The organism is Streptomyces sp. NBC_01260 (assembly GCF_036226405.1).
Lineage (GTDB): Bacteria > Actinomycetota > Actinomycetes > Streptomycetales > Streptomycetaceae > Streptomyces > Streptomyces laculatispora.
In genome coordinates this window covers 4468943-4495217 of sequence record NZ_CP108464.1, presented here as the reverse complement: position 1 = coordinate 4495217, position 26275 = coordinate 4468943, and the positions used below count along the sequence as shown (strand labels likewise).

The following is a 26275-nucleotide window of genomic DNA, read 5'->3' as shown; positions in this document are numbered from 1 at the left end:
GGCGGTTACCGACCATGAGCCACGGGCAGACGTCGGGGTATGGGCTGGACGCACGACTTCGGTGACGCAGCACGCAATCGTCGCTCGACCGCCACGGCGGGTCCGGGCACTCATGAGGGGAGCGGCCTCCAGGGCCGGGTGCACACTATGCATGTTCTGCATGATCCCCGGCTCGGCATCCCGCGCATTCTCCGCCGCCGGGCCCGCTGGGTCTCCGCGCGGTTGCGCCACCCGCGCGGATGACCCCACGATCCCCGCGGATGACCACCCGGCCTCCGCGGACGGCCTCCCGGTCACCCACCACCATCACGCTCTGAGCCCCTCGCGCCCCGGCTCGCGGGTTCCCGGCTCACGGGTTTCTGCCCGGCCGGCTCCCTCGCCCGGCCGGGACGAGGGGCCCTAGGGCCTGTTTCAGAAGTGGATCAAGGCCGTGCGATGATCTTGCCTCGTGGCTCGGGGAGATCTGACTGACGCTCAGTGGACGGTGCTGGATCCGCTGCTGCCGAAGGGCATCAAGCCCGGACGGCCGCCGGTGCACAGCAAGCGGCAGCTGATCAACGGCATACGGTTCCGGACCCGGACCGGGATACCGTGGCGAGATCTTCCCGAGCGATACGGGCCATGGGAGACGGTCTACGGTCTGTTCCGCCGCTGGCAGCGCGACGGCACCTGGCACTGCATCTTCGAGCAGCTCCAGGCCCAGGCCGACGCGAAGGGCCTGATCACCTGGGACATCTCGGTGGACTCCACGATCGCCCGCGCGCACCAGCATGCGGCCGGTGCCCGCAAAAGGGGGATCTGCAGGCTGAGCCGCCCGGCGGCGTCTTCGCTGAGCCCGAAGACCACGGGCTCGGACGCTCGCGAGGTGGACTGACCACCAAGGTCCACCTCGCGGTTGAGCAGGCCCAGAAACCGATGTCGCTGGTGATCACGGCTGGGCAGCGCGGAGATTCCCCGCAGTTCCAGGTCGTCCTGGGCCGCATCCGGGTGCCCCGGCTCGGCCCGGGACGGCCGCGCACCCGGCCGGACAAGGTCCGCGCCGACAAGGCGTACGGCTCCCGCGCGAATCGCGCCTACCTGCGCAAACGCAAGATCTGCTGCACGATCCCGGAGAAGCGCGACCAGATCGCCAACCGCAAGAAGCGCGGCTCCCGCGGTGGCCGGCCGCCGAAGTTCGACAAGGACGACTACAAGGAGCGGCACGCGGTGGAGTGTGGGATCAATCGCCTCAAGCGTCACCGCGCGGTCGCCACGAGATACGACAAGCTCGCCGTCCGCTATGAGGCGACCGTACTGGTCGCGGCCATCAACGAGTGGCTCTGATAGGGCCGTCGGCCCTCATGCCGGACCGGCGCCGGGCATGATGGACACCATGACCACGCCGAGCGCCGACTGGATCACTGTCACCGCCTACGAGAACCTGCCGGGCTGCCTCCGGCCCATGGCGGCCGTTCGCGCTTGACTGCGTGATCGGGGTATCGACTGGATGCCCTTCCACCAGACCGAGGTCCGTTGGGATCTGGCCTGTGGTGTCGGTGCCGACGGTCGGTGGCACGGCTGGTTCGACGTCCACATCAACGCCGACGCTCTGCGACGCCATGGACTGCACCCCGACCAGCCGACCGCCCGGGTCGCAGCCTCCTCTCCGCCCGGCTGGTGGCATGCTGCAGCCGAGCGTCACGCTCGTTGGTGATCCACTTCTGAAACAGGCCCTAGCTTGATCTTTAACCTGTGCGGCGTGGACGTGGAGTCGTTGGCTTCTTCGTCCGTCGCTTTGTGGAGTCTGGTTTGCCGACTGTGTGCACGTCGTAGCGTGCGGTGGGTTGGTTGTTTCTGCGGCCGGGTGGCCGTCCTGGGCCGGGCTGAGAGGATTTCGGTGCTCCGGCTGGGCAGGCGGCCTTCGGCCGGAGGTGCCGAAAATCGCGGCGGACTCGTGCAGGGGTAAGCCTGTCCGCGGGACTTGGCTTCTCCCAGGGTCGGCGCAGGTCCGCCGCCAGGGGGCGGGCGAGCCGGAGCTGGGTGAAGACCACGAGGATCAGCCAGGTCCAGCGGTCGGCGGCTTCGGGGCTGCGGATCTTCGGGCAGGTCCAGCCCAGGGTCTGTTTGAACAGCCGGAAGGTGTGCTCGATGTCGAAGCGCCGCAGGAATGCCTGCCAGAGCAGATCGACTTCCGCCTCAGTGGCGTCGAGCCCTGACCACCACAGCCAGACCGGCTTCGGTGTTGCCCCGCTGGGCAGGTGCTCGACCTGCAAACGGATCACCGTGCCCTCGATAACCGGCAAAGCACCCAGCTGAGCGGTCCAGGCCGAGCGATGGGTCAGTCTCGGGTGGAGCCGGTCCCAGGCCCGGGCGACGGCGGTGCCATAGAGGCGGGTTGCGGTCACCGTCTGCGCGTCGGGAGTGTTCCAGGTGGACGGGTCACCGAATACGAACTCGCCGCCATGGCGGGGCGGCCGACCCCGGACACCGGGTTCGCGGGGCGGGACCGACCGTCGCAGGACACGGTCCGAACGCATCCGGCCCAGCACCTGCACCGGTAGATCCTTGAGCAGGAAGGCCAGGCGGGGCACGTCGTAGCCGGCGTCCACGACGATCAGGATCTCCGGATCGCCGTCCTTCCACTGCCCGGCATCGATCAGCCGCTCGACGAGATCGCGCATCTGCCCGGCAGTGACGGTGGCGGCGTCATCGCCCGGTGCCAGACGCAGTGCGTCCAGCGGTGCGGTCCAGGAACTGCGGCCTGTCTCCAGCGCGCAGATCACCGAGTAGGGCCAGCCGGGCACGGGAATGTGCTGGTCCCTGCCCCGCCCGTAGGTGTGGCACAGGATCCGCTGCGGTGAGGTGTGGGCACTGGGCCGCAGCCAGCAGGTCAGGTCGGCGGCCAGGACCAGCCGGCCGTCCGCCGCCCGTGGCAGCGGCACCGTGGCCAGGCCCCGTCGCAGCCGGGCGACGTCGACCCGGCCCGCGGACAGGGCGTCGTAGAGCCCGCCATGCCCGCGACGGTGTTCGCCCACCAGCGACAGTTCCACCAGCGACCGGACCGGACCATCCGCGCACAACACCGCGTCCGCGAGTTCGAACAGCGCATCCGCACGCTTGGTCAGACAGGAGTAGAACTCACCCCGGAAGCGTGACAGTTCCGCAAACGGATCCTGCCCGACAGCATGGTGCGACAGACTCATCCCCACGGCCTTCGTGCTGAGCGTTGTGTGTTCCTTGGTCGGATCACATGCTCAGCCGAAGGCCGCCCGTGTGTACGGCAGTTACCAATCCGAGTGATCAAGTACGACGAGCCGTTCGGACCCCGAGGTTAAAGATCAAGCTAGAGCGCACACGCCTGACTGTCGACCTGCTGGTTGGCGGTGCGGCCCTGCGCGATGTCCTGACGGATCTCGTCGGCCGTCAGCGCGTAGCCGGTGTTCGGGTCGTCGAGCGACTTGGCGAAGACGACTCCGTACACCTTGCCGTCGGGGGTCAGCAGCGGTCCGCCGGAGTTCCCCTGGCGGACCGTCGTGAAGAGCGAGTACACATCGCGGCGGACGGTGCCCCGGTGGTAGATGTCCGGGCCGTTGGCGTCGATACGGGCGCGGACCCGCGCGGCCCGCACGTCGTACCCGCCGTTCTCCGGGAAACCCGCGACGATCGCGCCGTTGCCGGTCGCGGCGTCGTGGTCGGTGTCGGTGAAACCGAGCGGCTTCGCGTCGAGATCCGGGACGTCGAGTACGGCGATGTCGCGCCGCCAGTCGTAGAGGACGACCTTCGCGTCGTACAGCCGTCCCTGGCCGCCGATCTGGACGGTCGGCTCGTCGACGCCGCCGACGACGTGGGCGTTGGTCATCACCCGGCGGTCGGAGAAGACGAAGCCGGTGCCTTCGAGAACCTTGCCGCAGCTCGGGGCCGTACCGACGACCTTGACGATGGACTTCTTGGCGCGGGCGGCGACCGGGCTGCCCCCCAGGGCCGGATCGGGGGCCTTGACTTCAGTGATCGGCTCGTTGGCGAACGGGCTGAAGACCTGTGGGAAGCCGTTCTGCGCGAGGACCGAGGAGAAGTCCGTGAACCAGGTGGAGGCCTGGGGCGGCATCACCCGGGAGATGCCGAGCAGCACCGAGGAGCTGCGCACCTCCTTGCCCAGCGTCGGCAACGAGGTGCCGGCCAGTGCGGAGCCGATCAGCCAGGACACCAGCAGCATCGCCACGACGTTGACCAGTGCGCCGCCCGTCGCGTCGACGGCGCGCGCGGGCGACCACGTGATGTACCGGCGGAGCTTGTTCCCCAGGTGGGTGGTGAATGCCTGGCCCACCGAGGCACACACGATCACGACGACGACCGCGACGATGGCGGCCGTTGACGAGACCTCGGAGCCGTCCGTCACCTGGTCCCACAGGATCGGCAGCAGATAGACGGCGACGAGACCGCCGCCCAGGAACCCGATCACCGACAGAATGCCGACGACGAACCCCTGGCGGTATCCGATGACCGCGAACCACACGGCGCCGGCAAGCAGCAGGATGTCCAGCACGTTCACCGTCTATAGCCTCACAGATTCGTCACCGGGCCCGTACGTCTCTCTGGGTCCGGGCGGGCCCGGAGCAGTGGAGCACGGGTGTCAGCCTGTCATGCGCGCCAGTCGAGCGGCACCTGCTTGGCTCTGTCCCAGGGGCGCTCCCAGCCCGCGAAGTGCACAATCCGGTCGATCACACCGGCTGTGAACCCCCATACGAGTGCGGATTCGACCAGAAATGCCGGGCCTCGGTGACCGCTGGGATGGACGGCCATGGCCCGGTTCGCCGGGTCCGTGAGATCCGCCACGGGGACCGTGAAGACCCGCGCGGTCTCACCCGGGTCGACGACTCCGACCGGGCTGGGCGAATGCCACCAGCCGAGGACAGGCGTCACCACGAAGCTGCTCACGGGGATGTAGAGCCGGGGCAGCACGCCGAACAGCTGCACACCGTGCGGATCGAGGCCGGTCTCCTCCTCCGCCTCCCGCAGCGCGGCCCTGAGCGGCCCTGTCGTCGCCTGGTCGCCGTCCTCGGGGTCCAGGGAGCCGCCGGGGAAGGAGGGCTGCCCGGGGTGCGAGCGCAGGCTCCCGGCGCGCTCCATCAGGAGCAGTTCCGGCCCGCGCGCGCCCTCGCCGAACAGGACGAGAACGGCCGACTGCCGTCCCGCTCCGCTCTCGGGCGGCAGGAAGCGGCTGAGCTGCTGCGGCTCGACGGTGCGCGCGGCGTGCGCGACGGGGTCCAGCCAGCCGGGCAGGCCCTCAGTGGTGACGGTGATCGAGGCCTCGCCGCCGGCACCCGGCCCGGGCGCGGCCGACGGCGCGGCGTCCGCGTCCGTGCTGTGTTGATGCGTCTTCATGGGCACCCCTCGTCTCACAACGCCTGTCGTCACGCATTTCGTTCCGGAGCGGCGCCCGGGTCAGCCGGCGCCCAGGGCGGGGGCGGGGGCGCCCGGGTACTCCGGCGGCGGGCTCAGCCGCTGACCCGGCCGGCCCCCCATCTCGTACTTCAGAAGCTTCCGGGCCTTCTCGGGGTCCGTCTCGCCCTCTCCGTACGAGGGACAGAGCGGGGCGATCGGACAGGCGCCGCAGGCGGGGTTGCGGGCGTGGCAGATGCGGCGCCCGTGGAAGACGACGCGGTGCGAGAGCATCGTCCACTCGCTCTTGGGGAAGATCTCCGCGATCTCCGCCTCGACCTTCACCGGATCCTCCTGCTCGGTCCACTTCCAGCGGCGCACCAGCCGTCCGAAGTGGGTGTCGACAGTGATCCCAGGTACGCCGAAAGCATTGCCCAAAACCACATTGGCGGTCTTGCGGCCGACTCCCGGCAGGGTCACGAGGTCCTCGAGCCGTCCGGGCACCTCGCCGTCGAAGTTGTCCCGGAGGGCGGCGGAGAGGCCCAGCAGCGACTTGGTCTTGGCGCGGAAGAAGCCGGTCGGCCGAATGATCTGTTCCATTTCCTCCGGGACGGCCGCGGCCATGTCCTCGGGGGTGGGGTACGCGGCGAAGAGCGCGGGAGTGGTCTGGTTGACCCTCAGATCGGTGGTCTGGGCGGAGAGCACCGTGGCGACGAGAAGCTCGAAGGCGTTCCGGAAGTCCAGCTCCGGATGGGCGTAGGGGTAGAGCTCGGCGAGCTCACGGTTGATCCGGCGAGCCCTGCGGACCATGGCCAGGTGTGATTCCGGCTTGGCCTTGGCCTTGGATTTCGGTTTCGGCGTCGGCTCGGTCTTCCGTTCGGTCTTCCGCTCAGGCGTCGGCTCGGCCTTCGGCTTCGAGTCCGGCTTCGAGTCCGGCTTCGATCCGGTGCCACTCGCTGATCCCACCCGCTCCGCTGATCCCACGCGTTCCGCCGATCTCAACCGTTTCATCCGCCCCGCCGGGCTTTTTGTCGCATTTTTCGGTTCGCTCGCAGCCTGTTCGCCCACAGCGGAATTACGGCCTTCCGACACCCCATCAGCCCCCTTGGCCTGCACTCTCACCGGCGTTCTGGACACCCGGCCAGCCTAGAGCCAGCCACCGACATCCGCCCCGGTCACTGACGATCCGCCCCCGATCGGCCCCCTGCCGTACGTTCCGGGACGCGCGTGCGTCAAACTGGTTTGTGATTGATCGCACTGTTTTACCGTCCGGCATGATGGGGACCACGGTTCCCAGAACAGGCCGACAAGGAGAGAACTCGTGGACGACGTTCTGCGGCGCGCCCCGCTTTTCGCGGCGCTCGATGACGAGCAGGCCGCGGAGCTCCGCGCCTCGATGAGTGAGGTGACCCTCGCGCGCGGCGACGCGCTGTTCCACGAGGGCGACCCGGGTGACCGCCTCTATGTGGTCACCGAGGGCAAGGTGAAGCTCCACCGCACCTCCCCCGACGGCCGCGAGAACATGCTGGCCGTCCTCGGTCCCGGCGAGCTGATCGGTGAGCTGTCGCTCTTCGACCCGGGCCCGCGCACCGCCACCGCGACCGCGCTGACCGAGGTGAAGCTCCTCGGCCTCGGCCACGGCGACCTCCAGCCCTGGCTGAACGTACGCCCCGAGGTGGCCACGGCCCTGCTGCGCGCCGTCGCCCGGCGCCTGCGCAAGACCAACGACCAGATGTCCGACCTGGTCTTCTCCGACGTGCCGGGCCGTGTCGCCCGCGCGCTCCTCGACCTGTCGCGCCGCTTCGGCGTCCAGTCCGAGGAAGGCATCCACGTCGTGCACGACCTGACGCAGGAGGAGCTGGCCCAGCTGGTCGGCGCCTCCCGCGAGACGGTCAACAAGGCCCTCGCCGACTTCGCCGGCCGCGGCTGGCTGCGGCTGGAGGCCCGTGCGGTGATCCTGCTCGACGTGGAGCGGCTGGCCAAGCGGTCCCGCTGACCCGTCGTGCACAGCGTCCGAGGGGCCCCGCCGATCGGCATCGCGGGGCCCCTCACGCATGACCCCGCGTGGGACTTCGTACGAGCCCCTCGCGGGTGGGGACACGGCCGCAGGCCCCACGGCACCCGCCGGCCGGTCTCAGATCAGGCCGTGCTCGTCCAGGTACTCCAGCTGCGCCCGCACCGAGAGCTCGGCGGCCGGCCACAGCGACCGGTCCACGTCCGCGTACACGTGCGCCACCACCTGCGACGGCGTCCGGAACCCGGCCTCCACCGCCGTCTCCACCTGGGCCAGCCGGTTCGCGCGGTGCACCAGGTAGAACTCGACCGCGCCCTGCGCGTCGTCCAGCACCGGCCCGTGCCCCGGCAGCACCGTGTGCACCCCGTCGTCGACCGTCAGCGAGCGCAGCCGCCGCAGCGAGTCGAGGTAGTCCCCCAGCCGCCCGTCCGGATGCGCGACCAGCGTCGTACCGCGGCCCAGGATCGTGTCCCCCGTCAGCACCGCACAGTCGGCGGGCAGATGGAACGAGAGCGAATCCGCGGTGTGGCCAGGGGTCGGCACCACGTACATCTCCAGCCCGCCGGTCGTGATCACGTCACCCGTGCCCAGGCCCTCGTCACCCAGACGCAGCGCGGGGTCGAGCGCGCGCACCTTCGTACGGGTCAGCTCGGCGAACCGTGCCGCGCCCTCGGCGTGGTCGGGGTGGCCGTGAGTGAGGAGCGTGAGCGCGATCCGGCGGCCCGCCCGCTCGGCGGTGTCGATGACGGCCCGCAGGTGGACGTCGTCCAGCGGTCCCGGGTCGATGACCACCGCGAGATCGGAGTCGGGCTCGGCGACGATCCAGGTGTTGGTGCCGTCCAGCGTCATCGGCGACGCGTTGGGCGCGAGGACGTTGACCGCGCGGGCGGTGGCGGGGCCGGACAGCACCCCGCCGCGCGGCTGTCCGGGCAGCGCTGCCGCGTCACTCATGCCGCCCCACCGCCCGCGCCGCCCGCCGGGATGTGTTTGGTGAACTCCGCGTGCCCCGGCCAGCTCAGCACCAGCTCGTCGCCCTCCAGACGCGCCTGTGCGAGTACGGGGGCGAGGTCCTGGGCCGATGCCGCCTCCAGCGCCTGTACGGCGGTGGCGTAGTCCCTGAGTCCGCGCAGCGTCGAGACGGTCGGCGGCATCATCAGCAGCTCGCCGCGGTCGTAGCCGTCGGCCGCCTCTCCCGGGCCGATCCACACCGTGCGGTCGGCCTCCGTGGAGGCGTTGCGGGTGCGCTGGCCGGCGGGGAGCGCGGCCACGAAGAACCAGGTGTCGTACCGGCGCGGTTCGAACTCCGGAGTGATCCAGCGCGCCCACGCGCCGAGCAGGTCCGAGCGCAGGACCAGCCCGCGGCGCTCCAGGAACTCGGCGAACGACAGCTCCCGTGCGACCAGCGCCTCGCGATCGGCCTCCCAGTCCGCGCCGGTGGTGTCCGTGACGACGGTGTCCGCGCTCGGGCCCGCGAGCAGGACGCCCGCCTCCTCGTACGTCTCGCGGACCGCGGCGCAGACGATCGCCTGCGCCTCGGCGGGAGTGGCGACACCGAGCCGCTGCGCCCAGCTCTCCAGTGCGGGTCCGGCCCAGCCGACGAGCCGGTCGTCGTCGCGCGGGTCGACCCCGCCACCCGGATAGGCGTACGCCCCTCCGGCAAAGGCCATCGAGGTGCGCCGGCGCAGCATGTGGACAGTGGGTCCGCCCCCGGTACCCGCCGCGGCGTCCCGGAGCAGCATCACGGTGGCGGCCCGACGGGGGGTCGCGGCCGTCAGTTCGCCTGTGGCGAGGGCCCGGATCCGGTCGGGCCATTCCGGTGGGTACCACTGACCATTGGACATGGCCGGAGGCTATCCGGAACCGCGTCGATGTTCGAGAGGGGCGGTGGTCCGCACATGCCCTGTACACAGACGGTCAGCTCCGGCACACAGAAGATCCCGCCCGGTCGTCGTGACCGGACGGGATCAGGAGGGGGCGGCGGCGAAGGGCCGGCTCAGGCCCCGGTCAGTTCGACCTGGACCTCGACCTCGACCGGCGCGTCCAGCGGCAGCACCGCGACGCCCACGGCGCTGCGCGCGTGCACACCCCTGTCGCCGAGCACCGCGCCGAGCAGCTCACTCGCGCCGTTGATCACGGCGGGCTGGCCGGTGAAGTCGGTGGCCGAGGCGACGAAGCCGACGACCTTCACGACGCGTGCGATCCGGTCCAGGTCGCCCGCGACCGACTTCACCGCGGCGAGCGCGTTGAGCGCGCAGGTCTTCGCCAGCTCCTTGGCCTCGTCGGGCGTGACCTCCGCGCCGACCTTGCCGGTGACGGCGAGCTTGCCGTCCACCATCGGCAGCTGGCCCGAGGTGTACACGTACACCCCGGACTGCACGGCCGGCTGGTACGAGGCCAGCGGCGGCACGACGTCCGGCAGGGCCAGCCCGAGCTCGGCGAGCTTCGCCTCGACGGCGCCCGCCACTACTGCTTCTCCCGCTTCAGGTAGGCCACGAGCTGCTCGGGGTTGTTCGGGCCGGGAACGACCTGGACCAGCTCCCAGCCGTCCTCGCCCCAGGTGTCCAGAATCTGCTTGGTCGCGTGCACGAGAAGGGGCACGGTCGCGTATTCCCACTTGGTCATGGCCTGACTGTAATGCCTGTGCAATCCACGGGACGCGCAGCCTCGTGCGTAGCCTGCGGTACTACTGGTTAGGCTCGAATACGTGAGCAGGTTCCAGGTCGTCAGCGGCAAGGGCGGTACCGGTAAGACCACGGTTGCCGCCGCCCTCGCGCTCGCCCTCGCGACCGAGGGCAGGCGCACCCTCCTCGTCGAGGTCGAGGGCAGACAGGGCATCGCCCAGCTCTTCGAGGCGGACTCCCTCCCCTACGAGGAACGCAAGATCGCCGTAGCACCGGGCGGCGGGGAGGTGTACGCCCTGGCGATCGACGCCGAGCGCGCCCTCCTCGACTACCTCCAGATGTTCTACAAACTCGGCAGCGCGGGCCGGGCGCTCAAGAAGCTCGGCGCGATCGACTTCGCCACCACGATCGCACCCGGCGTCCGGGACGTCCTGCTGACCGGCAAGGCGTGCGAGGCCGTGCGCCGCAAGGACAAGCAGAACCGGTTCGTCTACGACTACGTGATCATGGATGCCCCGCCGACCGGCCGCATCACCCGTTTCCTCAACGTGAACGACGAGGTGGCCGGGCTGGCCCGGATAGGCCCGATACACAATCAGGCCCAGGCCGTGATGAGGGTGCTGAAGTCCCCGGAGACCGCCGTCCACCTGGTGACCCTGCTGGAGGAGATGCCGGTCCAGGAGACCGCCGACGGCATCGCCGAGCTCCAGGCCGCCGAGCTGCCGGTGGGCCGGGTCATCGTGAACATGGTGCGCCCGCATCTGCTGGACGAGGACGCGCTGCGCACCGCCGCGGGCGGCCGCCGCAGGGAGATCGCCAAAACGCTGACCCGGGCCGGCGTGACCGGCTCCGCGGGCCTCGTGCGCCCGCTGGTCGAACAGGCCGCCGAGCACGCCCAGCGGGTCGAGCTGGAGCGTGAACAGCGCGCCGTGCTGGCAGCCCTCGGACTGCCGGGTTACGAACTCCCGCTGATCGGCGAGGGCGTGGACCCGGCCGGGCTGTACGAGCTGGCGATGGAGCTCCGTAAGCAAGGGGCGGGCGAAGGACCGGCGGGACAAGAGGTGGGTTCATGACATCGGACAGAAACCGGGACACAGACACGGGCACGGGCACGGGCACAAATGCCGGCGCGGACGGGAACTCGGGCGCGGACGCGCCGACAACCGCCCCCGCCCTGGACACCGACGCGCTCCTCGACGACCCGGGCATCAGGATCATCGTGTGCTGTGGTTCGGGCGGGGTCGGCAAGACCACGACCGCCGCGGCGCTCGGTGTACGCGCGGCCGAGCGCGGTCGCAAGGTCGTCGTCCTCACCATCGACCCGGCCCGCAGGCTCGCCCAGTCCATGGGCATCGACTCGCTGGACAACATCCCCCGCCGGGTCAAGGGGATCGAGACGCGTGGCGATGGTGAGCTGCACGCCATGATGCTCGACATGAAGCGGACCTTCGACGAGATCGTCGAGGCGCACGCGGACGGCGAGCGGGCCCGCGCGATTCTGGAGAACCCCTTCTACCAGTCCCTGTCGGCCGGCTTCGCGGGCACGCAGGAGTACATGGCGATGGAGAAGCTCGGTCAGCTCAGGGCGCGCGAGGAGTGGGACCTGATCGTCGTCGACACCCCGCCGTCGCGTTCCGCGCTTGATTTCCTGGACGCGCCGAAGCGGCTCGGCTCGTTCCTGGACGGGAAGTTCATCAAGCTGCTGATGGCCCCGGCGAAAATGGGCGGCCGGGCCGGGATGAAGTTCCTCAACGTGGGCATGTCGATGATGACCGGAACGCTCGGCAAGCTGCTCGGCGGCCAGTTCCTGAGGGACGTACAGACCTTCGTCGCCGCGATGGACACCATGTTCGGCGGGTTCCGCACCCGCGCCGATGCCACGTTCAAGCTTCTCCAGGCACCCGGCACGGCGTTCCTGGTCGTCGCGACGCCGGAGCGGGACGCGCTCCGCGAAGCGGCGTACTTCGTGGAGCGGCTGGCCTCGGAGGACATGCCGCTGGCGGGTCTGGTCCTCAACCGGGTGCACGGCAGTGAGGCCGCCCGGCTCTCGGCCGAGCGCGCGCTGGCCGCCGCAGAAAATCTTGATGCCGCCGGCATTGTGGATCAGAGGGCCGGGAAGGCTGGACTTCGTGAGCCCGCCGACTCCCCCAAGGCCGGGACCGCACAGACCACGGACACCGCTGGAGCCGCCACCCCCGACCCGTCCGAGCATGCCTCGGAGCACGAGTCCGCCGACACACCCGATGCCACGCCCGAGGCCGGAGCCCCGGCCGACACCACAGCCTGCGCGGACTCCGCGGACTCCGCGCATCAGTCCGCCGACACCGACGCCGGGGCCGCCGAAGAGCAGCCCACCGGGCCCGCCGAGCAGCAACCCGCTGTCTCCGTCGAGCAGCTGACTGCCGGTCTGCTGCGTCTGCACGCCGAAAGGATGCAGGTGGCCGCGCGCGAACAGCGCACACGCGACCGGTTCACCGCGCTGCATCCCGAGGTGGCCGTGACCGAGGTGGCCGCGCTGCCCGGAGATGTTCACGACCTCGCAGGGCTGCGAACCATCGGGGACCGGCTCGCTACCGGTTCTGCCCCGGCCGGAGCTGCGTAGCCGCCCCGAAACCGGAGCTGCGCAGTCACCCCGTGATCCGTAGTACGCGTCAGGACGCACGTAAGTAGGCGTCAGAACGCACGTACCGCGCGGTCCGCCCCCTCGGGGCCGGACCTGTCGTCCACCGGCCGGGGCTACCCCACGGCGGCGAACGTCTCGTGCAGTTCGTCGTCCTCCAGCCCGATCGCCACGGGCAGGATGCCCGTGGACCGCTCGTACTCGCCGCGCGCGGTCTCCAGCAGCCGGCGCCAGGACGTGACGGTCGGGCGCCTACGCAGCAATGCGCGGCGCTCCCGCTCCGTCATTCCGCCCCACACGCCGAACTCGACGCGATTGTCCAGCGCATCGGCCAGGCACTCGGTCCGCACCGGACATCCGGTGCACACCGCCTTGGCCCTGTTCTGCGCTGCCCCTTGTACGAACAGTTCATCCGGATCGGTAGTGCGGCAGGCTGCCTGCGCACTCCAGTCGGTTACCCAGCCCATCCCGGCGCCGTCCTCTCCCGAATCGAGGCTCCCCCACGGCGACAGCGGCATATTCACCGCTGCCAGTTGAGGACGTTACGGAAGGTGGCGACAGCACAACACCCCCTTCGGGCCCAATCTTGAATGGCCCGAACGGACTATGCGTATGCGGCAGATCACCCAGGGGAGTGAGGTGAGGACATGCGTGACTATCCAAGAAGAATCGGGACAGACCATCTGCGTCACAACGGACGTTCGATGACACACGAGGCGATTTCGGGAGCGCCTGAATCGTGGCCGGGTCACGCACGGGTCATGCAGGGGGGTTGATACGAAACCGGACTGCTGTGACAGTTGAGAGCAGCTTAGGCCAAGGCATATACCTGTGTCCGGCGAATGAGAACGTAGGCTGCCCCCATGCCAAAGAAGCGCTCGGGCGGGGGTCTCACGACGACCCAGCAGGCCGCCAAGTTCCTCGGTGTCGCCGCACTCTCCGGAGTGGTCCTGGCGGGCATCGCGCTGCCGGCCGCCGGAGCACTGGGTCTCGCCGCCAAGGGAACGGTCGACGGATTCGATGAGATCCCGGCCAATCTGAAGACTCCACCGCTGAGCCAGCGAACCACGATCCTGGACAACCAGGGCGGCCAGATCGCCACGGTCTACTCGCGTGACCGCACCGTGGTGCCGCTCAAGAGCATCTCCCCGTACATGCAGAAGGCGATCATCGCGATCGAGGACGCCCGCTTCTACGAGCACGGCGCGGTCGACCTCAAGGGCATCCTGCGCGCGATGAACCGCAACGTTCAGTCGGGCGGGACGGCGCAGGGCGCGTCGACCCTCACCCAGCAGTACGTGAAGAACGTCTTCGTCGAGGAGGCGGGCGACGACCCGGCCAAGGTCGCCGAGGCCACCCAGCAGACGCTCGGCCGCAAGGTCCAGGAGCTGAAGTACGCGATCCAGGTCGAGGAAGAACTCGGCAAGAAGAAGATCCTGGAGAACTACCTCAACATCACCTTCTTCGGACAGCAGGCGTACGGGGTCGAGGCGGCCTCGCAGCGCTACTTCTCGAAGTCGGCGAAGGACCTGAAGGTGGAGGAGGCGGCGCTGCTGGCCGGCATCGTGCAGTCGCCCAGCCGCTATGACCCCGTCAACGACAAGGAGGAGGCGACCAAGCGTCGCAACACCGTCCTCCAGCGGATGGCGGATGTCGGGGACATCTCGAAGGAAGAGGCGGCCAAGGCCCAGGCGACCCCGATCAAGCTGAAGGTCAAGCGGCCGCAGAACGGCTGCATCACCGCCGTCAGCGGCTCCGGCTTCTTCTGCGACTACGTACGGCAGATCGTCACGGGCGATCCCGCCTTCGGCAAGACCGCGAAGGACCGGGCCAAGCTCTGGGCGGTCGGCGGGCTCACCATCAAGACGACGCTGGACCCGCGCTCGCAGGCCGCCTCCAACGAGGCCGCCACCTCCCGGGTCAACAAGGACGACAAGATCGCCGACGCGGTCGTGCAGGTGAAGCCCGGCACGGGCCAGATCATGGCGATGGCCCAGTCCCGCCCCTACGGGCTGGACCAGTCCAAGCACCAGACCGTGCTGAACCTCAACGTCGACCACAAGATGGGCGGCAGCTACGCCGGCTTCCAGGTGGGGTCGACCTTCAAGCCGATCACCGCGGCGGCCGCGCTGGAGAAGGGGATCAGTCCGGCGCAGAGCTTCACCTCGGACCACCAGATAGTGCTGCCCGGCGAAAGCTTCCGCACCTGCGACAACCGGCCGGCGGACAACCGCCCCTGGGAGGTGTCGAACGAGCTGGAGGAGGAGAAGGGCACCTTCGACATGACCAGCGCGCTGAGCAAGTCGATCAACACCTACTTCGCGAAGCTGGAACAGAAGGCCGGTCTCTGCGAGACCCTCTCGATGGCGGACAAGGTCGGCTACATCCGCGGCAACAACAAGCCGCTGCAGCCGGTCGCCTCCACCACCCTCGGCGGTCAGGAGTCGACACCGCTGGCGATGGCCTCGGTGTACGCCACCTTCGCCAACCGCGGCAAGTACTGCTCCCCGATCGCGATCCTCTCGGTGACCAAGCCGGACGGCAAGCAGATGGACGTCCCGAAGTCGAAGTGCACGCAGGCCATGAGCGAGCACACGGCGGACACCATCAACCAGATGCTCAAGGGCGTCGTGGAGGACGGCACCGGAAAGCAGGCCGGTCTCAGCGACCGTGACAACGCGGGCAAGACCGGTACCACCGACGAGCGCAAGAACGCCTGGTTCGTCGGCTACACACCGAACCTGTCCACGGCGGTGTGGGTCGGCAGTGACGGCGCCCAGCAGCTCCCGATGAGCAACATCACCATCGGCGGCCAGTACTACGAGGACGTCTGCGGTGGCTGTCTGCCCGGTCCGATCTGGAAGACGGCAATGACCGGCTCCCTGAACGCCTCGGAGACACCGGGCTTCACCCCGGTCGACGTACCGCGGTCGAAGCCGAAGGAAGACAGGGGCAGGAACAGGGACGAGGACAAGGGCAAGCCGGGCGACGGCGACAAGCCCGGCGACAACAGCCCCTTCCCCGGCACCAGCATTCCGCCGGACCTGCTCGGCGGAAACACCGGCCACGGCCGCGGTCAGAACGACGGCGGGAAGAACGGTCACTGACCTGCTCCTGCCACTGCCGCCGCCGTAGACATGAGGGTGGGGCGCTCCCGGTCCGGGAGCGCCCCACCCTCATGTCCACGGCAGTTTCATATCTACGGCAGTTTCGTGTCTACGGTCCTTGACCGGCCACGGTGCTACGGAGCCACCGCGCCTCACCGACCTGCCGGACGGCTCGTCGGCCTGCCGAGCGGCCCACTACCGAGGGCGGCCCACCGACCCGCCGGGGGCGGCCCACCGACCCGCCGGGGGCGGCCCACCGACCCGCCGGGGGCGGCCCACCGACCTGCCGGATGACTCCCGCGGCCTCAGCCCGCGAGGAGCTTCTTGACCTCGGCGGCCACCCGGCCGCCCTCCGCACGCCCCGCGACCTTCGGGTTCACGATCTTCATCACGGCGCCCATCGCACGGGGCCCCTCGGCGCCGCCGGCCTTCGCCTCATCGACGGCGGAGGCCACGATCGCGGCCAGCTCGTCGTCGCCCAGCTGCTGCGGGAGGTAGGCGTCGAGCAGCTCGCCCTCCTTCTTCTCCCGCTCGGCCTGCTCAGTCCGGCCGCCCTGGGAAAAGGCCTCGGCCGCCTCACGGCGCTTCTTCGCCTCCTTGGCGATCACCTTCTGCACCTCGTCGTCGGAGAGTTCTCGGGCCGACTTGCCGCTGACCTCCTCCTTGGTGATCGCGGTGAGGGTCAGCCGGAGCGTGGACGAGGTCAGCTCGTCGCGCGCCTTCATGGCCGTGGTGAGGTCTTCCTTGAGCTTGGACTTGAGCGTGGTCATGTGGTGATTGTGGCAGGTGCGGGGTGCCCGCCGCCCGCCGGTTTTCCTGTCGGCACGCACGGTCTGCGACGATGGACCCATGCGCGCACGCTACGGAGTACCCCTGAAAATCACGGCGGTCACCGCCGCGGCCGGCGCCGTCGGCCTCGCCTACGCGGCCGGATTCGAGGCCCGCTCGTTCCGCCTGCGAAGGGTCACGATCCCCGTACTCCCGCACGGAGCACGTCCGTTGCGCGTCCTGCAGGTCTCCGACGTGCACATGGTGAGCGGCCAGCGCAAGAAGCGTGCCTGGCTGCAGTCCCTGGCCGGACTGCGCCCGGACTTCGTCGTGAACACCGGCGACAACCTCTCCGACCCGGAGGCCGTCCCGGAGCTGCTCGACGCGCTCGGACCGCTGATGGAGCTCCCGGGTGTGTACGTGTTCGGCTCCAACGACTACTACGGTCCCAAGCTCCGCAACCCCGCCCGCTACCTCTTCGAGAAGACCGCGGGCAAGCACGGCCTCAACGGGAACGCCCCGGCGGTCGGCGTCGTCCACAACCCGTGGGAACCGATGCGGGACGCCTTCGACGAGGCGGGCTGGCTGAACCTCTCCAACACCCGCGGCCGCCTCAAGCTCGACGGCCTGGAGCTCGCCTTCACCGGCCTCGACGACCCGCACATCAAGCGCGACCGCTACGCGGAGGTCGCAGGCGGCCCCGAGTCGGGCGCCGATCTCTCCATCGGCGTGGTCCACGCCCCCTACCTGCGTTCCCTGGACGCCTTCACCTCGGACGGCTACCCGCTGATCCTGGCCGGCCACACCCACGGCGGCCAGCTCTGCATCCCCTTCTACGGAGCCCTGGTCACCAACTGCGACCTGGACACGGACCGCGTGAAGGGACTCTCCTCCCACTCCGTCGACGGCAACCGCGCCTACCTCCACGTCTCGGCCGGCTGCGGCACCAACCGCTACACCCCGGTCCGCTTCGCCTGCCCCCCCGAGGCGACCCTGCTGACCCTGACGGCCCGGGACGCGTAGGCCCTCACCCGAGGCCTTCACCCGAGGCCTTCACACCCCCTCGGCCGAGCCCTTCGTCCGCACCCTTCCGACGTACCCCACCCTGGTACCCCTCACCCGCACCCCGATCGGCACAAAAACCGGATTTCGTCTCCGGCCGCCGGTGGGCTAAAGTAATCGATGTCGCCGGGACACCGACGACGATCGGGGTGTAGCGCAGCTTGGCAGCGCGCTTCGTTCGGGACGAAGAGGTCGTGGGTTCAAATCCCGCCACCCCGACAGCCGTAAGACCAGGTCAGGGGCCTGATCCACTCAGTGGATCAGGCCCCTGAGTGGTTTCCGGGGGCCATCTTGGGAGCCGTTTGGGAGCACTGGTGAACTACCTGGGTGCCAACGATGCCGGATCCGGTTTCTACCAGCTGGCCAAAGACCTCCGGCTTCTGCCTATGAGTGCATCCGCAGACGAGAAGTTCGAGTTCTGGATTACGCAGGTAAAACGGCTCTACGAACGCCATGGGGCGAGCCCGGCCGTGGCCTGAGCACTACGGGCCAGTGCAGCAGGTAAGCAGACCGGCACCCACGTAGCCCACCACCCTGGTTGAGTCCGAGCCGACATGAACCGGCTGGGAGCTTCCGCGCCCGTACCGTCGGACGAAGCCGCAGTCGGTACGGGCGCCAAAGACGCAGTCAGGCGTCGAATCCGCCGAAGCGCGCACGGTAGGACTCCAGGTCCTCCTCCGTGATCTTCGCGAAGAGGACCGGCGGGACGGTGAACGGCGTGCCGGCCGGGACCGAAGCCAGGGACTTCGCCTCTTCGGCCGTCACCCAGGTCGCGGTGTCGCTCTCCAGCGCGAAGGCACCACGCATGGCGGCGGCCGAGGCCGGGATGAACGGTTCGGAGACGATCGCGTAGAGGTGGATGAGGTTCATCGCCGTGCGCAGGGTCAGGGCCGCACCCTCCGGGTCGGTCCTGATCTCCAGCCAGGGGGCCTTCGCCTCCAGGTAGGAGTTGCCCGCCGACCACAGGGCGCGCAACGCGGCGGCGGCCTTGCGGTACTGGAGGGCCTCCATGTGCTCCTCGTACTCGGCGAGGAGCCGCGCGATCTCACCGCCCAGGCGCGTTTCCGCCTCACCGGCGGCGCTGCCGGCCGGGACCTCGTCGCCGAATCTCTTTCGGGAGAAGGACAGCACGCGGTTGACGAAGTTACCGAGCGTGTCGGCCAGGTCCTTGTTTACCGTGGCGGCGAAGTGCTCCCAGGTGAAGGAGGAGTCGTCGGACTCGGGGGCGTTGGCGATCAGGAAGTACCGCCAGTAGTCGGCCGGCAGTGTCTCCAGGGCCGCGTCGGTGAAGATGCCCCGCTGCTGGGAGGTGGAGAACTTGCCGCCGTAGTACGTCAGCCAGTTGAAGCCCTTGACGACGTCGACCTTCTTCCAGGGCTCGCGGACACCGAGCTCCGTGGCCGGGAACATCACCGTGTGGAACGGGACGTTGTCCTTGGCCATGAACTGCGTGTAGCGGACGGTGTCGTCGGCCTCGTACCACCACGACTTCCAGTCGCGGCTCTCACCGTCCGGGGCGGCGTCCGACCACTCCTTCGTCGCGCCGATGTACTCGATCGGGGCGTCGAACCAGACGTAGAAGACCTTGCCCTCGGCCGCGAGCTCCGGCCAGGTGTCGGCCGGGACCGGGACACCCCAGTCCAGGTCGCGGGTGATGGCGCGGTCCTGCAGGCCCTCGGTCAGCCATTTGCGGGCGATGGACGAAGAAAGCTGCGGCCACTGCTCCTCGTGCCGGGCCACCCACGCTTCGACCTCGTCCTGGAGCCTGGACTGGAGCAGGAACAGGTGCGTGGTCTCGCGGACCTCCAGCTCCGTGGAGCCGCTGATCGCCGAGCGCGGGTTCAGCAGGTCGGTCGGGTCCAGGACGCGGGTGCAGTTCTCGCACTGGTCGCCGCGGGCCCTGTCGTAGCCGCAGTGCGGGCAGGTGCCCTCGATGTAGCGGTCCGGCAGGAAGCGGCCGTCGACCGGCGAGTACACCTGGCGGACCGCCCGCTCCTCGATGAACCCGTGTCCGTGCAGCCTGCGCGCGAAGTGCTGGGTGATCTCGGCGTTCTGCCGCGAGGAGCTGCGGCCGAAGTAGTCGAAGGCCAGCTGGAACCCGTCGTACACGGCCTTCTGCGCGTCATGGGCCTGCGCGCAGAACTCCGCCACCGACATCCCGGCGGCCTTGGCCGCCAGTTCGGCCGGCGTCCCGTGCTCATCGGTGGCGCAGATGTACAGGACGTCGTGACCGCGCCGACGGAGGTACCGGGAGTACACGTCCGCCGGAAGCATCGACCCGGCCATGTTGCCCAGATGCTTGATCCCGTTGATGTAGGGAAGCGCGCTGGTGACCAGGTGTCGAGCCATCCTCGGATGCTCCATTTCGTGCGTACGGCGCCGACGACGGTGCCACGGCGAGGCCGGAAAGGTGTGCGGCGGACGCGACCGCTCGGGCCACTCAACCGTGTCACACGCGGTGACGGCCTGATCCGCAAGGCGCCGCAACCGTATGGCACCCGGCTGCCACGCCGACGAGCCGTTTGCCCCTCGGCCGAGGCGGTGCGCCTGGGCCGCTGCCGCCTTCCGCTCAACTTCTCGGACGCGGACGAGTCCGCCGCCGATGGAAGACGCGATCAACGAGCGGCAGGACCTGCCGATTCGGTCGCTGGTCGCGCGGCCGGCGTTGGCATGTCACGTGGTACGTCGCGCGGCATGCCACGCGACATGTCGTGCGGCCGGTCAAGCACTCGATCGAGTGGAGGTTTCAGGCCATAGATGTGGTTTGGGTGAAAAATACCTCCTCGGACGCGATCATTCGGCCGTGATCTCAACAATCCGGACGGAACACCGTCCCAAGTCCCGCCTCCTGGCCGGGATCGGCGCACTCACCGTGCTGACCCTGCTCCCGTCGTTCCCGGCCGCTGCCGCGTCCGCGCCCGCGCACGACGCGTCGCCGCAGAGCGCCGGGCAGGCCTCGCCCCGCGTGGTGACCGCGGCCGAACGCAGGACCGCCGCGTACCTCGGTTCGCTGCGGAACAGGCCCGCGCGGCTGAAGGCCTTCTTCAGGGATCTGCCCAAGGGGGGTGACCTCCACAACCACTTGTCGGGCGCGGCCACGACCGAGTACCTGATCAAGCTCGCGATCGAGAGGGGCCTCTGCATCGACGCGACGATGACGGCTGTGGCGCCGCCGTGCGGGTCGGGCACCAGGCCCGCGTCCGATGCACGGACGGACGCCGCCTTCCGGCAGCAGATCATCAGGGCCTGGTCCATGCAGGACTTCCCCGCCGATCAGTCCGGGCACGACCACTTCTTCGACACCTTCGGCAAGTTCAGCCTGGCGACCTGGGACCGCGGCAAGCTCCTCGCCAATGTGGCCGACACCGTGGTCGAGCAGAACCAGTTCTATCTGGAGACCATGGTCACCCCGGCCTCCGACAGCGCCAAGAAGCTTGCCGACAAAGTGGGCTACGACGCCGATCTGGCCGCCTTCCACCGCAAGCTCCTGGCCGGCGGGCAGCTCGACCGGGTCGTCGACGAGGCGGTCGCGGAGGCCGATGCCGCCGACGTCCAGTTCCGGGCGACCGCGCACTGCGACACCGCGCGCCCCGATCCGGGCTGCCGACTGCCCGTCAGGTGGATCTCCCAGGTCTCCCGGGGCAGCACCCCGGCACGGGTGTTCACCCAGATCGCGGTCGGGATGAGGCTGGCGGAGCGCGACCCGAGGTTCGTCGCGGTCAACCTCGTACAACCCGAGGACGGGGAGAGCGCGCTGGCCAACTACCGGCTCCAGATACGGATGCTGAAGTACCTGCACGGCGAGTACCCGGGCTCCCACCTCACCCTGCACGCCGGTGAGCTGGCCCCTGGCCTGGTCAAGCCCGAGGATCTGACCTTCCACATCCGCGAGGCCGTACTCGTCGCCGGTTCCGAGCGCATCGGACACGGTGTGGACCTGGTCCACGAGGACAACTGGCGGCAGCTCGCCCGGACGATGGCGCAGCGCAAGGTCGCGGTCGAGGTGCCCTTCTCCAGCAACAAGCAGATCCTCGGTATCGCGGGCAACGACCACCCGTTCAACGCCTACCGTCGCTACGGCGTCCCGGTGGTCCTGGCCACCGACGACCCGGGGGTCTCGCGGATCAACATCAGCCACGAGTACCAGTACGCCGCCAAGACCTACGGCCTCAGCTATACCGAGCTGAAGGACCTGGCCCGCGCCTCGCTGGAGTACGCGTTCCGCGACGGCCGCAGCCTGTGGGCCGCCGGCTCCGCCCCCTCCGGCTACCAGCTGGTCCCCGCCTGCCGCAGCGACCGGCCCGGCACCGGGCGGCCGAGCCCGCGCTGCTCCCGCTATCTCGCCGCCAGCCCGAAGGCGGCGACGCAGTGGCGCCAGGAGGCGGCCTTCGCCGCCTTCGAGCGTGACAACGGCGGGCGCGGCTGACGCAGCCCGCACATGGGCATTCGTCCGGGTGCGGGGATCTCATGTCCCGTACCCGGACGTGTTGTTGAGGGGGGGGTGACGTACGTCGAGCAGCCCGCCCGTGTCGCCGAACATGCGGTAGATGGCCGGTGGCTGCACGCCCGCGGTGACCGCGACCGCGGGTGGTGACGGCGTCGCGGCCCTCGTGCGCGAGCAGGGGCGGACGGTGGTGGCGCGGACTCAATCCGCTTACGGGACAGGTGAAGAGGGCGGACCGGGGTGCCCGTACGGTCCGTCCAGGGCCGCCCACTGGAGCAGCATGATGGTTTTGGCATCGGCGATGTCCCCGCTGCGGATCATCGCGAGCGCCTCGTCGAAGGGGAGTTCCACGGTCGCGATGTCCTCACCCTCCTCGGCGACCCCGTGCCCGTACTCGTCGGCCACCGCGGACACGGGATCGTACGGAGCGGCGTAGAAGTGCAGGCGTTCGGTGACCGACCCCGGGCTCATGTAGACGGTGAACACCGGCTCGGGGACACCGATGACGTACCCGGTCTCCTCGGCCGCCTCCCTGCGGATGGCCTCCTCCGGGGCGTCACCGTCCAGCAGCCCGGCGGCGGCCTCGACCAGCATTCCGTCGGGGTGCCCGTTCACGTACGCGGGCAGACGGAACTGCCGGGTCAGCAGCACGGTGCGGCGTTCGGTGTTGTGGAGCAGGATCGTGGCGCCGTCGCCCCGGTCGTACGTCTCGCGCTGCTCCCGGCTCCAGTGCCCGTCGCTGTGCTGGTAGTCGAAGGTCGTCCGGCGCAGGACGTACCAGTCGCAGGAGAGCACCTCCACATCCCTGACGCGCACCCGAGGGTTGCCGGTCAGGTCCCGGCCGTGCCGGTCCAGGCCGGTGCGCCCGCGCCGGTCCGGGGTGTCCAGGCCGGCGGTCACCGGGCGGCCGGGATGTCGTCGAGGCCGGTATAGACGTCCAGGCCCAGCTCCCGGGCCGTCGCCACCATCCGGTCCGCGCCGCCCGAGGGGCCTCCGATGCGCAGTACGGCGTCGCAGCGCGCCAGCAGGCGTTCGGCGACGGGGTGGAAGATCTCCTGGAAGACCGGGTCGCCCGGCCCCGTGCTCCCCGCGGCCTCCACCAGGGGAAGGGCCAGGGCCTCACCGGTGAGCGGCAGGTGACCGGCACGGAAGAGTGCCAGTGCGGTCCGGTTCATCGCGCGCACATGGGCGTCGAGCTTGGCCGGGTCGTCGCCGGTCCCCGACCGGTAGGGGCCGGCGACCAGGATCATCAGGGGGCGCGGGACGGCGGTCATGGCAGGTGCTCCTCGCAGTGGGACCGGGTTCGGGGCGGGTCGGGCCGGGTTCAGGCCAGGGTGATGCGGACGCCCGCATCGCGCAGGGCCGTGAGGGTCTGGGGGCCGCCCGGGTGGGTGGCGGAGTCCTCGGCGGCGGCGTCGGTGACGAAGTCGTCGACCTCGCCCAGCGGGGCGACCTGGCTGAACGCGCGCACCCCGAGCTTGGTCGCGTCCGCCACCGCGATCGTCCGGGTCGCTCCCGTCAGCGCGGCCTGCTTGACCGCCGCGTCGTCCAGCGAGAACTCCGACCACCCGTACTCGGCGTGCACACCGCCGATGGACAGGACGAAGCAGTCGAAGGCCAGCGCCTCCAGCGTGCGCAGCGCCAGCGGGCCGACGAGGGACCGCTCGCCGGGACGGGACCGGCCGCCGACGACCAGCAGATCGATCCCGGGCCGGTCCGCCAGGCTCACCGCGGCCTGCAGACTGAGGACCGCCACCGTGAGCGGGGCCCGTTCGGCGAGGTGCTCCGCGACATGGACGGTGGTGGTGCCCGCGTCGAGCAGCACCCTCGAACCCGGCTCCACCATCGCGGCCACCGCCGCGCCGAGCCGGTCCTTGGTCGCGGCCTGCCACGGCTCGCGCGCCGAGAACCCCGCCCCTTCCTCACGGGACCGCGTAGCGACGGCGCCTCCGTGCACCCTGCGCACCAGCCCCTGGCGCTCAAGTGCGTCGAGGTCCCTGCGCACGGTCATTTCGGAGACCCCCAGCCGATGGGAGAGCTCCGACACGGAAACCCGGTCGGAGCCCTGCACCAACCGCAGGGTCAGGTCCAGACGATTAGCGACACCCATGGCTCATTTCTAACACAGTCATGTTTGTTTGAACATTTCTGTGTGCGAGCACCGGCTCGGGCGCGGGCCTGCCGGGTGCGCTTCCCGTCAGCCCGCGAGATGGGCGACGGTCGGGGCCACCGTGCCGAAGAGGTCCGCGACGGTGGTCAGGGCGGCGGACCGGAGGGTGGCGGCGGGCAGTGTGCCGCCGCCGGGGGCGGGCAGGGAGCGGGTGGCGGTGGCCTCGGCCACGACCGTGGGCCGGTAGCCGTGATTGAAGGCGCCCTGGGCCGTGAAGGTGACGCACATGTGGGTCATGAACCCGGCCAGCACCAGGTCGGCACCGGCGCCCCGCTCCCGCAGGACCTTCTCCAGGTCCGTGCCGTGGAAGGCGTCGGGGAACTGCTTGACGACGACCGACTCCCCCTCGACCGGGGCCACTTCGGGGCTGATGGCCCCGATCTCCGCGCGGATGTCGTACGGACTTCCCTCGCCGCCGTCGTTGACGATGTGGATGACCGTCGCACCGGCCTCACGGGCGGCGGCCAGCAGGCGCGCCCCTGCGGCCAGGGCGGGTTCGGCACCTTCCAGCGCCATGACGCCGGTGCGGTAGGTGTTCTGGAAGTCGATCATCAGGAGGGTGGCACCGCCGAGGCGGGGCAGCGTGCTGTCGAGACCGATGACATCGCGCAGGGACGTGGAGACGCTCATTGCTGAAGGTTCCTTTCGGGTTCGGGCGTGACGGAGCCGCCGGTCGGCGGGATCGCGCGCCGGCTGAACGGAGCGGAGAAGGGACGGGACGGGTCAGGTCGTTGTGCGGAAGCGGCGGCGGTAGGCGGCCGGGGTGGTGCTGATCTGCTTGCGGAACGCCCGGTGCAGCGTCTCCACCGAGCCCATACCGGCCGCCGCCGCGACTCGTTCCAGCGGCTCATCGGTGGCTTCGAGCAGCCTGCGCGCCGCCTCGACCCTGGCCGCTTCCACGTACGCGGCCGCACTGGTGCCGGTCTCCTGCTGGAAGACCCGGGCGAAGTGGCGCTCGCTCAGGCACATGCGTTCCGCCAGCGCGGATGCCGAGAGGTCGGCGTCCAGGTGCCCGGTGATGAACACCCGCAGCTCGTCGATGTCCCGGCGGGCCGCGGCCGGCCGGCTCAGCGGGACGCTGAACTGGCTCTGGCCGCCCTGCCGTCTGAGGTACATCACCAGCTGCCGGGCCACCACCAGTGCCAGTTCCTCGCTGTGGTCCTCCGCCACCAGCGCCAGGGCCAGGTCCATGCAGGTGCTGATGCCCGCACCCGTCCACACCTTGCCGGAGCGCACGAAGATCGGGTCGGGGTCCACCCTCACCTCGGGATGGTCGGCCGCCAGCTGCGCGGCGGTCGACCAGTGAGTGGTCGCCCGCCGCCCGTCCAGAAGGCCCGCCGCCGCCAGTACGTGCGCGCCCACGCACACCGAGGCGATACGGCGCGCGTGCGGAGCCGTGGCCCGCACCCAGGCCACCACCTCGTCGTCGACCCGGGCCACCGGCCCCTCCGGGCCCATGTCGACGGCACCGGGCACCAGCAGGGTGTCCACCGCGGCTCCCACCTCGGCGAACGCCAGGTCCGCCACGACACGCACCCCCGCCGACGTGACGACGGGACCCCTCTCGGGACCGGCCAGCCTGACCTCGTACCCCGCATCGCCACCGGTCTCCCGGTTGGCCAGGGCGAACACCTCGGCCGGACCGGTGACGTCGAGCAGGTCGACGTCGGCGAAGACCGCGATCACGACGCGGCAGGTGCTGGAGGACATGCGTCCATCGTCACCGCCGCACCGCATGACCGCAATGACGGCTATCTGTCACATTCGGACACCGGGCCCACCGGGCGGACGCTCATCAGACCCACCGGGCGGATGCCCGTCAGGCCCACCATGCGGATGCCCCATCAGGACCGCATCGGGCCGAGGCGCGGCCGCCCGGCGCAGCGGCGCGCGCCGGGGGTCCGCCCGATGTCTCGCCGCCCCTGACGACCATGCATCCAGCCGCCGGGCGAGCGCCTGCGAAGTGACGGTCGGATAGACGTAAACCCCTTGTTTCGGGTGGAGTTCAAGGATTATCTACGCGCGGAGCTACGGCCGCCGAACGATCATTCGGGCAATTCCGGCAGGTTCCAGTCTGGCTATTACCGACTGGTACCCGTAGCTGCTACAAC

The 26275-nt window shown here is 69.9% G+C and carries 25 protein-coding genes, 1 tRNA gene and 1 pseudogene; 10 read left to right on the top strand and 17 right to left on the bottom strand.

Annotation, left to right across the window (positions count from 1 at the left end):
* Window positions 1-39 precede the first annotated feature (39 nt).
* Both OG322_RS20110 and OG322_RS20105 read left to right on the top strand, forming a co-directional pair.
* Entirely contained in the window at window positions 40-243 is a 204-nt protein-coding gene (locus OG322_RS20110) for a hypothetical protein (protein WP_123460127.1), read from the top strand.
* A gap of 205 nt (window positions 244-448) precedes the next feature.
* Window positions 449-1323, top strand: a protein-coding gene (locus OG322_RS20105) for an IS5 family transposase (RefSeq protein WP_329306761.1) whose coding sequence is annotated in 2 segments (ribosomal slippage) — window positions 449-838 and window positions 841-1323 — 873 coding nt in all. Because the reading frame shifts where the segments join, the coding sequence is not laid out codon by codon here.
* 401 nt (window positions 1324-1724) lie between these two features.
* On the opposite strand, the gene OG322_RS20100 is transcribed toward OG322_RS20105, so the two are convergent.
* The 4 genes from OG322_RS20100 to nth all read right to left on the bottom strand — a co-directional run bounded on the left by OG322_RS20100 (window position 1725) and on the right by nth (window position 6324).
* Window positions 1725-3182, bottom strand: coding sequence for an NF041680 family putative transposase (locus OG322_RS20100; protein ID WP_329306760.1), 1458 nt, complete (start codon window positions 3180-3182; stop codon window positions 1725-1727).
* 140 nt (window positions 3183-3322) lie between these two features.
* Window positions 3323-4528: a MarP family serine protease gene (locus tag OG322_RS20095; RefSeq protein WP_123460128.1), complete on the bottom strand. Its 1206-nt coding sequence runs from the start codon at window positions 4526-4528 to the stop codon at window positions 3323-3325.
* 89 nt (window positions 4529-4617) lie between these two features.
* Complete coding sequence (locus OG322_RS20090; protein WP_123460129.1) at window positions 4618-5361, bottom strand: NUDIX hydrolase; 744 nt, start codon at window positions 5359-5361, stop codon at window positions 4618-4620.
* Window positions 5362-5421: 60 nt separating this feature from the next.
* Complete coding sequence (gene nth, locus OG322_RS20085) at window positions 5422-6324, bottom strand: endonuclease III (RefSeq protein ID WP_398910657.1); 903 nt, start codon at window positions 6322-6324, stop codon at window positions 5422-5424.
* A 355-nt stretch (window positions 6325-6679) separates the two neighbouring features.
* Here nth and OG322_RS20080 point away from each other — a divergent pair, with 355 nt between their 5' ends.
* The gene (locus OG322_RS20080; RefSeq protein ID WP_123460131.1) at window positions 6680-7354 is read left to right on the top strand and encodes a Crp/Fnr family transcriptional regulator; all 675 of its coding nucleotides are present in this window, start codon (window positions 6680-6682) and stop codon (window positions 7352-7354) included.
* A 138-nt stretch (window positions 7355-7492) separates the two neighbouring features.
* Here the strand turns inward: OG322_RS20080 and OG322_RS20075 are convergent, their stop codons facing one another.
* The 4 genes from OG322_RS20075 to OG322_RS20060 all read right to left on the bottom strand — a co-directional run bounded on the left by OG322_RS20075 (window position 7493) and on the right by OG322_RS20060 (window position 9994).
* On the bottom strand, window positions 7493-8323 hold the full coding sequence (locus OG322_RS20075; RefSeq protein WP_124284413.1) for an MBL fold metallo-hydrolase: 831 nt from the start codon (window positions 8321-8323) through the stop codon (window positions 7493-7495).
* Window positions 8320-9213, bottom strand: coding sequence for an NUDIX hydrolase (locus tag OG322_RS20070; RefSeq protein WP_123460133.1), 894 nt, complete (start codon window positions 9211-9213; stop codon window positions 8320-8322). The genes OG322_RS20075 and OG322_RS20070 overlap by 4 nt, the downstream gene beginning before the upstream one ends.
* A 152-nt stretch (window positions 9214-9365) precedes the next feature.
* A complete protein-coding gene (locus OG322_RS20065) occupies window positions 9366-9836 on the bottom strand; it encodes a RidA family protein (RefSeq protein WP_123460134.1) in 471 nt (156 codons plus the stop codon).
* Window positions 9836-9994 (bottom strand): DUF4177 domain-containing protein, encoded by a 159-nt coding sequence (locus OG322_RS20060; RefSeq protein WP_003991873.1) that lies wholly within the window; start codon window positions 9992-9994, stop codon window positions 9836-9838. Before OG322_RS20060 ends, OG322_RS20065 begins: the two co-directional genes overlap by 1 nt.
* A gap of 82 nt (window positions 9995-10076) precedes the next feature.
* Here OG322_RS20060 and OG322_RS20055 point away from each other — a divergent pair, with 82 nt between their 5' ends.
* Entirely contained in the window at window positions 10077-11066 is a 990-nt protein-coding gene (locus OG322_RS20055; RefSeq protein WP_123460135.1) for an ArsA family ATPase, read from the top strand.
* Window positions 11063-12595 carry an ArsA-related P-loop ATPase gene (locus OG322_RS20050; protein WP_329306759.1) on the top strand — a complete coding sequence of 511 codons (1533 nt, stop codon included), beginning with the start codon at window positions 11063-11065 and terminating at the stop codon, window positions 12593-12595. The genes OG322_RS20055 and OG322_RS20050 overlap by 4 nt, the downstream gene beginning before the upstream one ends.
* 134 nt (window positions 12596-12729) lie before the next feature.
* Here OG322_RS20050 and OG322_RS20045 read toward each other — a convergent pair whose 3' ends face one another.
* Window positions 12730-13080, bottom strand: coding sequence for a WhiB family transcriptional regulator (locus OG322_RS20045; protein WP_185095317.1), 351 nt, complete (start codon window positions 13078-13080; stop codon window positions 12730-12732).
* 396 nt (window positions 13081-13476) lie between these two features.
* On the opposite strand from OG322_RS20045, the gene OG322_RS20040 reads away from it, so the two are divergent.
* Complete coding sequence (locus tag OG322_RS20040; RefSeq protein ID WP_123460138.1) at window positions 13477-15720, top strand: transglycosylase domain-containing protein; 2244 nt, start codon at window positions 13477-13479, stop codon at window positions 15718-15720.
* A 305-nt stretch (window positions 15721-16025) separates the two neighbouring features.
* On the opposite strand, the gene OG322_RS20035 is transcribed toward OG322_RS20040, so the two are convergent.
* Window positions 16026-16490, bottom strand: coding sequence for a GatB/YqeY domain-containing protein (locus OG322_RS20035; RefSeq protein WP_123460139.1), 465 nt, complete (start codon window positions 16488-16490; stop codon window positions 16026-16028).
* A 79-nt stretch (window positions 16491-16569) separates the two neighbouring features.
* On the opposite strand from OG322_RS20035, the gene OG322_RS20030 reads away from it, so the two are divergent.
* From OG322_RS20030 to OG322_RS20020, 3 genes are all read left to right on the top strand, one after another.
* On the top strand, window positions 16570-17511 hold the full coding sequence (locus OG322_RS20030) for a metallophosphoesterase (protein WP_123460140.1): 942 nt from the start codon (window positions 16570-16572) through the stop codon (window positions 17509-17511).
* Window positions 17512-17695: 184 nt separating this feature from the next.
* Window positions 17696-17769, top strand: a tRNA-Pro gene (locus OG322_RS20025).
* A gap of 95 nt (window positions 17770-17864) precedes the next feature.
* Window positions 17865-18029 carry a hypothetical protein gene (locus tag OG322_RS20020; RefSeq protein ID WP_164494301.1) on the top strand — a complete coding sequence of 55 codons (165 nt, stop codon included), beginning with the start codon at window positions 17865-17867 and terminating at the stop codon, window positions 18027-18029.
* 148 nt (window positions 18030-18177) lie between these two features.
* Here OG322_RS20020 and metG read toward each other — a convergent pair whose 3' ends face one another.
* Window positions 18178-19899 carry a methionine--tRNA ligase gene (metG, locus tag OG322_RS20015; protein WP_266411632.1) on the bottom strand — a complete coding sequence of 574 codons (1722 nt, stop codon included), beginning with the start codon at window positions 19897-19899 and terminating at the stop codon, window positions 18178-18180.
* Window positions 19900-20353: 454 nt separating this feature from the next.
* Here metG and OG322_RS20010 point away from each other — a divergent pair, with 454 nt between their 5' ends.
* Entirely contained in the window at window positions 20354-21976 is a 1623-nt protein-coding gene (locus OG322_RS20010) for an adenosine deaminase family protein (RefSeq protein WP_329306758.1), read from the top strand.
* A gap of 84 nt (window positions 21977-22060) precedes the next feature.
* Here the strand turns inward: OG322_RS20010 and OG322_RS41600 are convergent.
* The 6 genes and pseudogenes from OG322_RS41600 to OG322_RS19985 all read right to left on the bottom strand — a co-directional run.
* Window positions 22061-22199 (bottom strand): annotated as a pseudogene (locus tag OG322_RS41600) (helix-turn-helix domain-containing protein); the annotation flags it as partial.
* 5 nt (window positions 22200-22204) lie between these two features.
* Window positions 22205-22894 carry an NUDIX domain-containing protein gene (locus tag OG322_RS20005; protein WP_123460143.1) on the bottom strand — a complete coding sequence of 230 codons (690 nt, stop codon included), beginning with the start codon at window positions 22892-22894 and terminating at the stop codon, window positions 22205-22207.
* On the bottom strand, window positions 22891-23268 hold the full coding sequence (locus OG322_RS20000; RefSeq protein WP_241200042.1) for a DUF4406 domain-containing protein: 378 nt from the start codon (window positions 23266-23268) through the stop codon (window positions 22891-22893). Before OG322_RS20000 ends, OG322_RS20005 begins: the two co-directional genes overlap by 4 nt.
* Before the next feature lie 50 nt (window positions 23269-23318).
* Complete coding sequence (locus tag OG322_RS19995) at window positions 23319-24104, bottom strand: DeoR/GlpR family DNA-binding transcription regulator (protein WP_123460144.1); 786 nt, start codon at window positions 24102-24104, stop codon at window positions 23319-23321.
* Window positions 24105-24191: 87 nt separating this feature from the next.
* Window positions 24192-24794: an isochorismatase family protein gene (locus tag OG322_RS19990; protein WP_123460145.1), complete on the bottom strand. Its 603-nt coding sequence runs from the start codon at window positions 24792-24794 to the stop codon at window positions 24192-24194.
* Window positions 24795-24887: 93 nt separating this feature from the next.
* Complete coding sequence (locus OG322_RS19985) at window positions 24888-25874, bottom strand: GlxA family transcriptional regulator (protein WP_123460146.1); 987 nt, start codon at window positions 25872-25874, stop codon at window positions 24888-24890.
* Window positions 25875-26275 lie beyond the last annotated feature (401 nt).